Origin of the sequence: Enterobacter cloacae complex sp. S3, assembly GCF_014930495.1 — a bacterium.
Taxonomy (GTDB): Bacteria; Pseudomonadota; Gammaproteobacteria; order Enterobacterales; family Enterobacteriaceae; genus Enterobacter; species Enterobacter asburiae_B.
The window spans coordinates 94,797-107,791 of sequence record NZ_JADBRD010000009.1; the positions used below are offsets into that span (position 1 = coordinate 94,797).

The 12,995-nt window shown below is 55.8% G+C and carries 10 protein-coding genes; 6 read left to right on the forward strand and 4 right to left on the reverse strand.

Annotated elements, in window-relative coordinates; genetic code table 11:
• Positions 1 to 125 precede the first annotated feature (125 nt).
• The 5 genes from IM317_RS04350 (at position 126) to IM317_RS04370 (ending at position 4,574) form a co-directional block, all read left to right on the forward strand.
• Positions 126 to 881, forward strand: a complete 756-nt coding sequence (locus tag IM317_RS04350) for a DUF4225 domain-containing protein (RefSeq protein ID WP_033145412.1) — start codon at positions 126 to 128, stop codon at positions 879 to 881.
• 2 nt (positions 882 to 883) lie between these two features.
• Positions 884 to 1,207: a hypothetical protein gene (locus IM317_RS04355; protein ID WP_033145413.1), complete on the forward strand. Its 324-nt coding sequence runs from the start codon at positions 884 to 886 to the stop codon at positions 1,205 to 1,207.
• Positions 1,208 to 1,421: 214 nt separating this feature from the next.
• On the forward strand, positions 1,422 to 4,061 hold the full coding sequence (locus tag IM317_RS04360) for a YdbH family protein (protein ID WP_033145414.1): 2,640 nt from the start codon (positions 1,422 to 1,424) through the stop codon (positions 4,059 to 4,061).
• On the forward strand, positions 4,058 to 4,249 hold the full coding sequence (locus IM317_RS04365; RefSeq protein WP_014169918.1) for a YnbE family lipoprotein: 192 nt from the start codon (positions 4,058 to 4,060) through the stop codon (positions 4,247 to 4,249). The genes IM317_RS04360 and IM317_RS04365 overlap by 4 nt, the downstream gene beginning before the upstream one ends.
• 7 nt (positions 4,250 to 4,256) lie before the next feature.
• Entirely contained in the window at positions 4,257 to 4,574 is a 318-nt protein-coding gene (locus tag IM317_RS04370; RefSeq protein WP_028017556.1) for a YdbL family protein, read from the forward strand.
• On the opposite strand, the gene feaR is transcribed toward IM317_RS04370, so the two are convergent.
• Positions 4,575 to 5,483, reverse strand: coding sequence for a transcriptional regulator FeaR (feaR, locus tag IM317_RS04375; RefSeq protein ID WP_033145415.1), 909 nt, complete (start codon positions 5,481 to 5,483; stop codon positions 4,575 to 4,577).
• A 241-nt stretch (positions 5,484 to 5,724) separates the two neighbouring features.
• Here feaR and IM317_RS04380 point away from each other — a divergent pair, with 241 nt between their 5' ends.
• On the forward strand, positions 5,725 to 7,224 hold the full coding sequence (locus IM317_RS04380; protein ID WP_033145416.1) for an aldehyde dehydrogenase family protein: 1,500 nt from the start codon (positions 5,725 to 5,727) through the stop codon (positions 7,222 to 7,224).
• A gap of 137 nt (positions 7,225 to 7,361) precedes the next feature.
• Here IM317_RS04380 and IM317_RS04385 read toward each other — a convergent pair whose 3' ends face one another.
• The 3 genes from IM317_RS04385 to tynA form a co-directional block, all read right to left on the reverse strand.
• The gene (locus IM317_RS04385) at positions 7,362 to 8,468 is read right to left on the reverse strand and encodes a GGDEF domain-containing protein (RefSeq protein WP_033145417.1); all 1,107 of its coding nucleotides are present in this window, start codon (positions 8,466 to 8,468) and stop codon (positions 7,362 to 7,364) included.
• A gap of 73 nt (positions 8,469 to 8,541) precedes the next feature.
• Positions 8,542 to 10,515 carry an alkyl/aryl-sulfatase gene (locus IM317_RS04390; protein ID WP_033145418.1) on the reverse strand — a complete coding sequence of 658 codons (1,974 nt, stop codon included), beginning with the start codon at positions 10,513 to 10,515 and terminating at the stop codon, positions 8,542 to 8,544.
• A gap of 168 nt (positions 10,516 to 10,683) precedes the next feature.
• Positions 10,684 to 12,960, reverse strand: a complete 2,277-nt coding sequence (tynA, locus tag IM317_RS04395; RefSeq protein ID WP_033145419.1) for a primary-amine oxidase — start codon at positions 12,958 to 12,960, stop codon at positions 10,684 to 10,686.
• Positions 12,961 to 12,995: the final 35 nt, after the last annotated feature.

The following is a 12,995-nucleotide window of genomic DNA, read 5'->3' on the forward strand; positions in this document are numbered from 1 at the left end:
GGTAAGTGGTTTCCCAATGCTTGAAAATATGACTACCTTTAGCTGTTAAAATGACGTAGCTCTTTGAATGTCCTAACATTGAAGGTAGTATTATTACTATCATATTAAAATGACAGGGAGACCGAATGTACAACCATAATCGGGACAAAAGTCATTTCGAAGAGAAAGTCTTAGAGATTGAAAATCTTGCGCAGCGAATTGCCACAAAGCATTTGCTTTATGGTACCGCTGGTATGTTTTTTGAAACTCAACAACTTGTTGCTCACCTGAGAAGGGAGATCGAGTCGCATTGCTTGACCTGGTCAGGCGGGATTCAATTACTTGATGAACAGATACATCATCTTAAGGAACAGGATGATTTACTCACCTTCAATAGAGCTAAGTTATTTATTGTTGTTGAAAAAAACCGGACAACAACGACGACTTTAGCGCTTAAACAGATCGGTTTCGTTGCCGGTGGTGCGCAAGTGTATGGGGGCGCTAGTTTATGCGTCGGTTCGCTGGGTCTGGCCTGTGCTGCGTATGGTGCACCTATGATTACTCATGGGCTAAACAACATGTATGAAAATGGATACTATCTTCTTTATCGTGAAGATCGGTCTGGCACGCTAAGAGATGCTTATCGTTACGCAGCAGCGAAACTCGGCTATGGGAATAATGAAGCTGATATTGTCTATGGAGTAGTTGATATCTCTTTATCAGCCTATGGCGCGGGCAGGAGAGTACTGGCTCCCAGAGAAAAATCCTGGAGTCTGTTTCGCAACATCGAATCTGATTATATCAGAGGATGGCAAGAGGCTTCTAAAACAGCGATGGCTCTGGATATAACCAGTGGAAGCGTCACAGGTTGGCAGATGTACCAGATAGCTAAAGAGAATTAATTATGTCGGAACAATTCGAGTTGTCATTAACCCCACCGATTCTACCTGCCGTATGCTATTTTATTGTATCTATTGTCATTTTTTTCTTGTTGTATCTCGGGAAACTCAAGGTCAACAGGCTTCATAAATATCCTCTGTTCATTGCCTATACGCTATTTGTGATAGCCATCGCAGCCATTCAAATTAACGTTTTTGCCAACGGCTATGAGTTTGTTAGCGGTTTTTTACATATTGATTTTGATCCCTGGCGGTACGACTCGGTGTATTGGGGGTCATTGATATTCGCCATGCTTTACCTGCTGGCAATGCCACGGAATAGGTATTAATGTCGCAAATCTGCTCTGCGATTATTCTTGAACTTATGCGTAACCAATTGAACCGAAACTATATTCTTTAGGTTACGCATAGCAAAAAAATTACCGATTACTATTACGGCATCTATTCTTAACTTGGCGTCAACTTCAACTCAACCGCTAAACATGCGACAATAGTCGGCACTGCCGGCTTAAATCTTTCGCTAAATCAGGATATTAACTGCCCATGAAGGGTAAATACAAAGCCGCTCTTGCGCTTTTACTGATGTTCATATTGTTGCCGCTGACGCTGCTGATGACGCTCGCCCAGTGGGTACCGACGCTCGTCGGGATCTGGCTGCCCGTCGGGACGCGCATCGCTTTCGAAGAGAGTCCGAAACTTACCCGCCACGCGCTGGTGATCCCCGATCTTCGCTATCTGGTTGAAGACTGCGAAATTGCCCGCATCGATAACGTGACGCTGTCACATCCGAGCCGCTGGAAGCTGGATATCGGTGCGCTGGATCTTAACTCCGTCTGTCTGAGCAAAATTCCCCAGTCTGCGCCCTCAACGGTCGCCCCCAAAACGCTGGCACAGTGGCAGGCGGTATTACCTAATACCTGGATCACGGTTCACCGTCTGACGCTGTCGCCCTGGCAGCAGTGGCAGGGCGAGCTGCATGCGTCGCTGACGCCCTCCATTCAGGAGATCGCCTATAAAGGCGAGCAGGTCAGCATTAAAGGCACGCTTCGCGGTCAGACGCTCTCGGTCAGCCAGTTCGATGTCCAGCTCCCGGACCAGCCGCAGCCGATTAAGCTGGTGGGCGAGTTTACCTTGCCGCTGGTACCGGATGGCGTGCCGGTGAAGGGCCACGCGGTCGCGACCTTTAACGTGCCACAGTTGACGTCTCTGGTCGATGCCGATCTGGACTGGGAAGACAATCAGGGTCAGCTGGTGGTGATGGCGCGGGATAATCCCGATCCGCTGCTTGACCTGCCGTGGCAGATCACCGCGCAGCAGCTGAACATCAGCGACGGGCGCTGGAACTGGGATCTCTCGGGTATGCCGCTGAGCGGGCGGGTATCCCTTCGCGCCGACAACTGGCAGCAGGGGCTGGATAACACCACCCTGACCGGACGGCTGAATGTGCTTACCCAGGGTGACGCGGGGAAAGGCAACGCGGTACTGAACATTGGGCCCGGCAGGCTCAGCATGGAAAACAGCGACATGCCCCTGCATCTGAGCGGCGAGGCGAAGCAAAACGATCTTATTCTTTACGCCAAATTGCCCGCCACGCTGACCGGCAGCCTGTATGAACCGCAGCTGGCCTTTGAGCCGGGCGCGCTGCTCCGCTCGCGCGGGCGCATCATTGACTCACTCGATATCGATGAAATCCGCTGGCCGCTGGCGGGCGTGAAGCTGACGCAGAAGGGCGTGGACGGTCGTTTACAGGCGATTCTGCGCGCTCATGAAAACGAGATGGGCGATTTTGAACTCCATCTGGACGGTCAGGCCAACGACTTTTTACCTGATAACGGCCTGTGGCAGTGGCGCTACTGGGGGAAAGGCGGTTTCACGCCGATGCATGCCCGCTGGGATGTCGCCGGGAAAGGCGAGTGGCGCGACAATCTTATTGAGCTGACGGCGCTCTCCACCGGTTTTGACAAGCTCCAGTACGGCACGATGGAGGTCAGCAAGCCGCGTCTGGTGCTGGATCAACCGGTGCGTTGGCTGCGTGACCCCGAAAAACCGGCCTTCAGCGGCGCGCTGTCGCTCAACGCCGGGCAAACCCGTTTCTCCGGCGGCAGCGCGTTGCCGCCCTCGGTCCTGACCTTCAGCGTCGACGGCACCGACCCGACCATTTTCCAGTTTAAGGGCGACCTCCATGCTGACAAAATCGGCCCGGTACAGGTGAACGGACGCTGGGATGGCGAGCGCCTTCGCGGGCAAGCCTGGTGGCCGAAACAGTCGCTCACCGTATTCCAGCCGCTGATCCCGCCGGACTGGAAAATGACGCTGCGGGACGGGGAGCTTTACGCGCAGGTCGCCTTCTCGGCGGCGGCCGATCAGGGCTTTGAGGCCGGCGGGCACGGCGTGCTGAAATCCGGCAGCGCCTGGATGCCGGATAACCAGATTAACGGCGTCGATTTTGTGCTGCCGTTCCGCTTCAGCGAGGGTACCTGGTCTCTCGGCACGCGCGGTCCGGTCACGTTGCGCATTGGCGAAGTGGAAAACCTGGTGACCGCGCGCAACATTACCGCCGATCTACAGGGGGATTATCCGTGGACGGAGGACAATCCGCTGCTCCTCACCAACGTGAAGGTGGAAACCCTCGGCGGGAAGATCACCATGCAGCAGCTGCGGATGCCTCAGCACGATCCGGCCCTGCTGCGCGTGGACAATATCTCTTCGAGCGAGCTGATTAGCGCCGTTAATCCGAAACAGTTTGCCCTGTCAGGGCCGGTGAGCGGGGCGCTGCCGTTCTGGCTGGACAATGAAAAATGGATCATTAAAGATGGCTGGCTGACCAACCCGGGGCCAATGACGCTGCGCATCGACAAAGATACGGCAGACGCCATCGTGAAAGATAATATGGTGGCGGGCGCCGCGATTAACTGGCTCCGCTATATGGAAATTTCGCGTTCGTGGACGAGAATCAATTTAGATAATCTGGGTGAATTAACCATGCAGGCGACCATCAAGGGGACCAGCCGGGTGGATGGCAAAAGCAGCTCCGTCAACCTGAACTATACCCATGATGAGAATGTCTTTACCCTCTGGCGCAGCCTGCGCTTTGGGGACAACCTGCAAACCTGGTTTGAGCAACATGCGGCGATACCTGCTCCCCGCAGTTCGACTGGCAAGGAAAGTGAGGAACAACAATGAAAAAGATGGCTGGTGTGCTCACCGTTGCCGTTGCCGCGCTACTGACCGGCTGTACGCCGCGCATTGAAGTCGCTGCGCCAAAGGAGCCGATTACAATTAATATGAATGTCAAAATCGAACATGAGATCCATATTAAGGTCGATAAAGACGTTGAAACCCTGCTGAAATCGCGCAGCGATCTGTTCTGAGGATGCCATGAAACGATTAGCTCTCATTTTACTGGCGCTGGGGATGAACGTGCAGGCGGCAGCGCTGACCTTAAACGATGCCCGGGCGCAGGGGCGCGTGGGGGAAACCCTCAGCGGCTATCTTGCCCCGATTCAACAGGACGCGGAAACGCTGGCGCTGGTCAATCGTATCAATGCGGCGCGCACGGAAAACTACCAGAAGCTGGCTGACAGCAATAATTTGCCGGTCGATGAAGTGGCTAAAATGGCCGGTCAGAAACTGGTTGCCCGCGCGCAGCCGGGCGAATACGTGAAGGGCATTAACGGAAAATGGCTCAAAAAGTAGTTAGCGGTAGCGCCTGCGGTATTCACCCGGCGAGACGCCAAAACGCTGCTTAAACGCCGTTGAAAAATGGCTATGGTCGGTAAAACCCCAGCTGTAGCCAATGCCCGCCAGCTTTTCGTCATCGCCGGTAGATTGCAGTGCCTGCGCGCAGAGATCCAGACGACGGTTTTTGATGTACTGCGCCACCACCAGCCCCTTCTCGGCAAACATGCGGTAAAGGCTGCGCACGGACATGCCGCTCTCGGCGGCAATCCATTCCGGGCGCAGCGATTCAGACTGAATATGGTCGTCAATCAGCGCCACCACATGCTGGAACTGGCGCTCCTTGCGCGGCTGAATGATTTCACGCTGCTGGAACGCGGGGCGCAGCAGGCAGATCATCGCTTCGAGCGCCGCTTCGCTCTCCCGGTCACTCAGGTCGGCATTGCTCATGCTCTCCATCAGCAGGCGATGGCTCAGCTGTACCGTGGGCAAGGTGCGGGAAAGGGCGGTCGCGCAGCTTATCTCCTGGAAACGACACTGCTGCTCAATAATCTGACGGGGAACCAGCAGCGAAATCTGGCGGGATTTTTCCCGCCAGTTGATCGAGCAGGGACGTGACGCGTCAATCAGCGTGATATCACCGGTTCTGAGCAGCGCGCGACGGTCATCCTGCTCAATTTCCGCGCTGCCTTCGAGCTGGAACACGGTATAGAACCAGGCATCATTACTCTGAGCGATCTCCTGACGGGAGCGGAACAGGTTGACGCCGCCTGCGGTCACGGTGCTGAGCTTCAGGCTGCGCGCATAGCTGGTCTCCAGCTCGCCGAAGAATTTTCCCCCGGTGGGCTGCGCGTTAAAACGCCCGCAAACCTGGTTAATTTGCGCCAGCCACTGCTGATACTGTTCCTGCTCGCTTGCACACGCCATCGTTTCTCTCACTGCACCGTCAACGTTTTCGCATTGTTGCATTTGTGTTGCATTTTGTCAGAGCTATGAGGCTGACTATAGGAAAGAACACTCACCGGTAACAGCGATATAAGCGGCAATTATCGCGATTTGCGGAGCCTGTCACAGGTGGCAAAGCGAATGTCACAGAGACAAAAGCGAGAACGCAAAACCCCACTTAGACTGGATGGACACCCTGCGAAGAATAACGAAGGAGTATCCTATGTCTGAATCACAGGTGGCCATTCAGCCTGCCGTACAACAATTTTTAGACCGACAGCATGGCCTGTGGATTGAGGGGCGTCAGGCCGCGTCGGACAGTGAAAAACGGCTGAACGTCTTCAACCCGGCCACGGGCGAGGTCATTGCCTCGACTGCCGATGCCAGCGTCGATGACGTTGATCGTGCCGTCATGTCCGGCTGGCGCGCGTTTGTCGCCCGCAGCTGGGCCGGAAAACTGCCGGCGGAGCGCGAGCGGATCCTGCTTCATTTCGCCGATCTGGTCGAACAGCACAGCGAGGAGCTGGCCCAGCTTGAAACGCTGGAGCAGGGCAAATCCATTAATATTTCCCGCATGTTTGAAGTCGGCTGCACCCTGAACTGGATGCGCTATACCGCCGGACTGACCACCAAAATTTCGGGTAAGACCCTCGACCTTTCCATCCCGCTGCCGCAGGGCGCCCGCTATCAGGCGTGGACGCGTAAGGAGCCGGTTGGCGTGGTGGCCGGGATTGTGCCCTGGAACTTCCCGCTGATGATCGGGATGTGGAAAGTGATGCCTGCGCTGGCCGCGGGCTGCTCTATTGTCATCAAGCCGTCAGAGACCACGCCGCTAACCATGCTGCGCGTGGCGGAACTGGCAAGCGAAGCGGGCATTCCGGACGGAGTGTTCAACGTGGTGACCGGGAGCGGCGCGGTGTGTGGCGCAGCGCTGACCTCGCATCCGCATATTGCAAAAGTGAGCTTTACCGGCTCAACGGCGACGGGCAAGCAAATCGCCCGCGCGGCAGCGGACACGCTAACCGGGGTGACTCTGGAGCTGGGCGGGAAAAACCCGGCCATCGTACTAAAAGACGCAGACCCGGCGTGGGTGATCGAAGGCCTGATGACCGGCAGCTTCCTGAACCAGGGGCAGGTGTGCGCGGCGAGCTCGCGCATCTATATTGAAGCGCCGCTGTTTGACACGCTGGTCAGCGGGTTTGAGCAGGCGGTGAAATCCCTGAGCGTCGGGCCGGGCATGTCGCCGGAGGCGTTTATCAACCCGCTGGTGTCGCGCGCGCACTGCGACAAGGTGCAGACCTTCCTTGATGAAGCGAAGTCGCGCAACGCGGAGCTGATCGTCGGTAACCGAGGGCCGGAAGGCAAAGGCTATTACGTTTCGCCTACGCTGGTGGTGAACCCGGATGCCTCACTGCGCCTGACCCGCGAAGAGGTGTTTGGCCCGGTGGTCAACCTCGTACGCGTCGCCGACGGGGAAGAGGCGCTCCAGCTGGCAAACGACAGCGAGTATGGCCTGACGGCCAGCGTCTGGACGCAGAATATCAGCAAGGCGCTGGAGTACACCGACCGGCTGCAGGCGGGCACCGTCTGGGTGAACAGCCATACGCTGATTGACGCCAACCTGCCGTTCGGCGGCATGAAGCAGTCCGGCACCGGGCGTGACTTTGGTCCGGACTGGCTGGACGGCTGGTGTGAAACCAAATCGGTGTGCGTGCGCTACTAGTAAAAGCAAAAGGCAACCTGGAGGTTGCCTTTTTTGTGTTTGTTCCCTCTCCCGTGGGAGAGGGTCAGGGTGAGGGCATCAGGCTGCACCGGGCGAATTTTGTAGGTCGGGTAAGGCGTAGCCGCCACCCGACATGTTTACAGCGACCACCGATCCCGCCCGGCCTCTTTCGCCCGATACAGCGCCGCATCGGCGCGGGCGATGATCTCGGTGCCTGCTAACCCCTCCGCCATGCTCGCAATCCCCATGCTCACGGTGACACGATCGCTAACGGTTGACGCACTGTGCGGTATAGCTTCTGTACGCAGGCCGTCCTGAATGCGTAAGGCCACCTTTTCCGCGATGTTTTCCGGACAGTTAAACAGGATCACCACGAACTCCTCGCCGCCGTAGCGTGACACCACATCGTCAGGCGTGCGCACCGACTGCTTTAGCACCCGCGCCACGCGGGTCAGGCAGTCGTCACCCGCCTGGTGCCCGTAGGTGTCGTTGTAGCGTTTGAAATAGTCGATATCCAGCATAATCACCGAGAAGGTTTTTTTCTGCTCAACCGCGCTCTCCAGCACCACTTCCATTTTCCGGCGATTGGCGGTTTTGGTTAATGGATCCTGATGCGCCAGCGCATCCAGCCTGGAGATCAATAGCTGATTTTGCTGGTTACGTCGCCAGGCCTCGTCAAACCAGCTCAGCAGGATGAAACGTCCGCAAATCAGGATCAGCGTAAAGACGCTCCAGATAACAATGAAGTGAAGGTTGAGGCCATCGTTCCGTATCCAGCTTGCTACCGGCAGGGTGATCCAGAGCGGGAGCACAAAGGCGAGTAGCCCTTCAGGATAAAAATAGAGCGCCGTTAAGCCGGCGAGTAATAAAATGACGCACAGCGGCCAGACGTGCGGGAGCAGCAGCTGGGTGATAAACCAGAAGCAGGAGACCGACCAGATGGCGCTGCAGATAAACAACACCACGCTGATGCCGGCGATGCGCCGCCAGGCCATCAGGATCAGCGCGGCGGAGAGGATGATAATGCCGAGCATGGAGGCATCAACTATTCTCGTCAGCTGCGGCGAATGGGGATACAGGGGATCGCTGGTATTAAGCAAAACGTGTCGCAGCAGAATCATCACCGCGAAGCTGATATTCACGAAGGCCAGCCACGGCAGGTTCATCGCCAGCCCGTGCATAACCATAGCATGGCGCGTTGGCCAGGTTGCCCGTTCAAGTGTCGGTTTTTTTCTTTTTTCCATTGACGCTTTTTACCCTTTCTGGCTAACACGTGAAGCAGGAAAGGGCGGACGAACCGCCCTTTTGCGTGCACCGTTACGGTGTCACAATGTTAAACCAGAAATCAAACTTGTCCATATAGCTAAGCATGGCATCAAGTTTCGCGCTGTCGCCAGTAATTTTAATATTTCCGCTGTCCTGAGCCTGTTTCAGCGTCACCTCCTTGAGGATGATTTTATTCAGGGTGTCACGGTTAAGCGTCAGCGTCGCGTCCGCCTCTTTTGCTTCCGCGTTCGCCGTGTGGTTCAGCACGCCGTTTTCCAGCTCGAGTTTGTACTTCCCGCCATCGCTGCCCAGATCGATGTTAAACACCGATTTGGCGTCACCCGCTTTTTGTCCGTTGATATGGACAGCCAGATAGTCAAAGAACATCTCCGGCGTCATCGCGCGCACCGTATCCGGGCTGGCGGTATTCGGCGTTGGCCCTTTCACCACGCCGTTACGCAATTCCTGCGCGCCGGTCAGGTAGAAGTTACGCCACGGGCCGGATTCAGCCTGATAGCCAAGCTGTTCCAGCGCATCCGCTTCCAGGTTGCGCGCCGCCTGGTTGTTCGGATCGGCAAAGACCACTTTGCTCACTACCTGCGCCACCCAGCGGTAGTTCCCCTGGTCGAAGTCGGTTTTCGCCTTGCTCAGGATGGCATCCGCGCCGCCCATATACTCCACGAATTTCTTCGCGCCTTCTTCTGGCGGCAGTTCATCCAGCGTCGCCGGGTTGCCGTCAAACCAGCCCAGATACAGCACATAGGTGGCTTTTACGTCATGGCTCACCGAACCGTAATAGCCGCGGTTGGCCCAGGTATGCGCCAGTGAATCCGGGAGCTTGAAGTTCGCGGCGATTTCGTCGCGCGTCAACCCTTCGTTGGCCATACGCAGCGTCTGGTCGTTGATGTAACGATAGAGATCGCGCTGGCTTTTCAGCAGCTTGACCACGTTTTCATTGCCCCAGGTCGGCCAGTGGTGCTGCGCCATAATGATTTCAGCTTTGTCACCCCAGCGCACAATCGCCTGGTTGATGTACTTCGACCACGGCAGCGGCTCGCGGATTTTGGCCCCGCGCAGCGAGTAGGTGTTGTGCAGGGTATGGGTCACGTCCTCAGCGGATTCAATCAGTTTTTTCTCTTCGATATACCAGAGCATTTCCGATGGCGCTTCGGATCCCGGTGCGAGCATAAAATCATAGGTCAGGCCGTCGATAACCTCTTTCTGCCCGTCTTTCTCAATGATATTGGTCGGGGCAATCAGCGTCACCGTTCCGGCGGAGGTGGTCGTACCCAGGCCCGCGCCCACCTGGCCCTTGGCATCGGGCTTCAGCAGGTTGCCATACATATAGCTGGCGCGGCGGCTCATCACGTTGCCCGCCATGATATTCTCGGCAACGGCCGCTTCCATAAACCCGGCTGGCGCGTAGACCTTCACTTTGCCGGACTTCACGTCGGCTTCATCCACCACGCCGCGCACGCCGCCATAGTGGTCAACGTGGCTGTGGGTATAAATAATGGCGACGACAGGCTTCTTGCCGCGATTTTTAAAATAGAGATCCATCCCGACCTTCGCCGTTTCTGCCGACACCAGCGGGTCAACCACGGTAATACCTTCTTTCCCTTCAATGATGGTCATATTTGACAGGTCAAGATTTCGGATCTGATATACGCCATCGGTCACTTCAAACAGGCCGCTAATATTAATCAGCTGAGATTGACGCCATAAGCTGGGATTAACGGAGTCCGGTGCTTTATCGCCTTCTTTAATAAATGAATATTGCTGTGGATCCCAGATGACATTCCCTTGTTCCCCTTTGATAATTTCCTGAGGAATCGGTGCAATAAAGCCTTTATGGGCGTTCGTAAAATCGGTGTTGTCGGAGAAAGGAAGCTGATTAAACAGGGCGTTATTGGCTTGTTGCGTTGCAGTCGTGGCATCCTTCGGGGCGTCTGCGGCATACGCGGAACTGACGGAAATAACAAGTCCAGCCAGAGCAAGACTCCTGACGATCAAATTGAATTTCATCCTAAACCTCTCAGTGATGTATTACGTCGTTCGTGGAAACTTCGTGTCCTGGCTGAAAGTGGTTCAAGAAATGCAATAGGAATAAACGAGGTAGAAATAACTATAATCGGGGAGAGCTATTCAGCAAGTAAATAGATGAAAAACCGGGCATTGCGCCCGGTGCGTTATTTATTTCTGTTCCTCTTTCTTTTTCCCTAGCGTTGGCGTCTCGTCGAAGAAGTTCCACGGCTTAAGCAGGGTATGTACCCATTCCGTCGGCATGATCGGCCACTCTTCCGCGCGGGCGACGTGGGTGGTGCCGGTGGTCATCCAGACCACGTCATCCCGATCGTTGAGCGACTCGTTATCCTTGCTGTACTGTCCCAGGCCCGTGTCGTGAATGGAGCGGTTCGGGAATTTCCCTTCAGGGTAGAGTTCATCCGGATGGTAACGGGTAACCCACAGCTGTTTGTCCATAAAGCTCAGGCGATGATAAATCCACTCGTCCGGGGCAAATTTCGCGCCGGTCGCCACCGGGTGCGTACCGCCCGCGTAAGGGATAATCTGGTACGAGACCGGGTTGCCCATGCGGTTCTCTTTACTGGTGTTGCTCAGCAGCCGAATGGTGCCCGGGTCGAATTTCTGCGCCGCCTGCTGCTCGGTATCAATATCATACTGATTGATCTGCATGGTGCTGGTGCGCGGGCCCCCGGCGGTATTCGGCTTCACTTCTGGATCCATCGCCACCAGCTTGTTGTTGATGCCGTCCACGTCCATATCGAGACGGAAGTTGTAGATGTGCTGGTGCGTGGTGCCCACAATGTTATGGTCGATCAGCGTGCCGTATTTGGTGTCGTCTTTGGCGGTGGCGTCGTGCATGGTTTTCGCCTGAACGCCTTTCACCGCTTCGATACCCGTTGCGCCGGCATCAATGCCGATGGTGCCATTTTCATGGAACACCCAGTCGAAGATGTAATCGTAGTTGCCCACGGTACTCACCCAGCGCACCACCAGCTCGCGGCGCTCGGTGCTGACGTTCGGCTGGCCCATCTCCTGATGTTTGTATTCCGGCCCCGCGTAGCGTTCGAAAATGGCGATCGCGCGCGGGATCTCCATCGGCGCGCCGGTGTAATCCGGGATAGTTTCATTGAGCATCACGGCGTTGGACGGCACGTCTTTACCGCGCACCAGCGGTGAGGTCAGGGTGCCCATACCGTAGTCGCCGGAGTCGAGGTAGGCTTTAAAGTACCAGCCCACGTCCGGATCGCCATAAGGGACGATCATGCCGCCGAGTGACCCCTGATACATCACCTGGCGCTTTTTGCCGTTGTCGTTATAGGTGACGGTTGAAATCATCGGGCCGACGCGGGAGTCCAGGCTCAGGTGGAAATCCCAGTTCTGCCAGTGCACCATATCCCCGGTGATGGTGTAGTTCTTGCCTTCCGGCTCAGTGATGTTGAGCGGTTTTTTCGGCGTCTCCATGCGGTCGCGGCCATCATAGGGACGCGGGGTCATGGGAACCGGAACAACGGCGCCTTCTTCAATCTTCTGGATCTTTTTCTGCTCAAGATCGACAACCGCGACCAGGTTTTCAATCGGGTGCGCCCAGTAGTTGCCGTCGCCCACGTCCAGATAGCTCACCACCTTCAGCAGGCGATCTTCCTGCTTCAGGCCGTCTTTACCGTCGAAATAGCCGACGGTCAGCGGCGTGGTAATCACTTTTTTCGGGTCGGTGATGCCGTGTTTTTTAAGCACCTCGGCGAACTCGGTACTTTCGTTGATGATCTGCTGAACCGCGGTGAAATCATCCAGCAGCACCATGCCGTGCGCGTCTTTTACCGGTTCCCAGCGCAGGATTTTTTTATCCTTCAGGTCCACCACGCTTTCGATAACGTGCTTGCCATCGAGCATGACGATCTTCGCCTGACGCGGGGCATCCACTGCCGTACCGTTAAGCACAAAGTCCCACACTTTGGCTTTCTCAGGCTCTGCCAGGGCGATCTGGGTAAAGCGGGTATTCGGCTTAAAGTCCGCCGAGGCTTTCACAATCTTAACGGCCTGCTTAATTTCGTCCGCCGTTAGCGCGTTTAACGGGTGAGGGCGTTTTTCAACCTGGAAGGTCTGGTCAAGGCCGGACTGGAAAACGTCGTTGATGAAGGTATCGGAAATAAAGGCTTTCTTGCCTTTCATCACCACCGGCACCTCAAGCCTGAGGGTTTTACCGTTGACGATGGCGGTTTTAGCGCCCGGTTTGACCTTCACAAAGGCACCGTCTTTCGCAACGGTGAACATCTGTGCGTAATCATCCCACTGAACGTCCGCGCCAAAGTCCTGCAGCGTTTTGTCCATCGGGACCATATGCGCCTCACTGCCGTGGGCGAAAACAGGGGATTGCCAGGCGCAACACAGCGCAACGGCCATGGCCAGCGCCGTTCTACGGGCAGAAAAAGAAGAATTGCTTCCCATCGTAGACCTCATCTTGTTGTGTTTATTGTGTTGTG

What these genes read in the sequence shown, in the direction of transcription:
- tynA (WP_033145419.1), bottom strand. Translation starts at nt 12,960, where the DNA reads ATGGGAAGCAATTCTTCTTTTTCTGCCCGTAGAACGGCGCTGGCCATG.
- feaR (WP_033145415.1), bottom strand. Translation starts at nt 5,483, where the DNA reads ATGGCGTGTGCAAGCGAGCAGGAACAGTATCAGCAGTGGCTGGCGCAA.
- IM317_RS04370 (WP_028017556.1), top strand. Translation starts at nt 4,257, where the DNA reads ATGAAACGATTAGCTCTCATTTTACTGGCGCTGGGGATGAACGTGCAG.
- IM317_RS04390 (WP_033145418.1), bottom strand. Translation starts at nt 10,515, where the DNA reads ATGAAATTCAATTTGATCGTCAGGAGTCTTGCTCTGGCTGGACTTGTT.
- IM317_RS04365 (WP_014169918.1), top strand. Translation starts at nt 4,058, where the DNA reads ATGAAAAAGATGGCTGGTGTGCTCACCGTTGCCGTTGCCGCGCTACTG.
- IM317_RS04350 (WP_033145412.1), top strand. Translation starts at nt 126, where the DNA reads ATGTACAACCATAATCGGGACAAAAGTCATTTCGAAGAGAAAGTCTTA.
- IM317_RS04380 (WP_033145416.1), top strand. Translation starts at nt 5,725, where the DNA reads ATGTCTGAATCACAGGTGGCCATTCAGCCTGCCGTACAACAATTTTTA.
- IM317_RS04355 (WP_033145413.1), top strand. Translation starts at nt 884, where the DNA reads ATGTCGGAACAATTCGAGTTGTCATTAACCCCACCGATTCTACCTGCC.
- IM317_RS04385 (WP_033145417.1), bottom strand. Translation starts at nt 8,468, where the DNA reads ATGGAAAAAAGAAAAAAACCGACACTTGAACGGGCAACCTGGCCAACG.
- IM317_RS04360 (WP_033145414.1), top strand. Translation starts at nt 1,422, where the DNA reads ATGAAGGGTAAATACAAAGCCGCTCTTGCGCTTTTACTGATGTTCATA.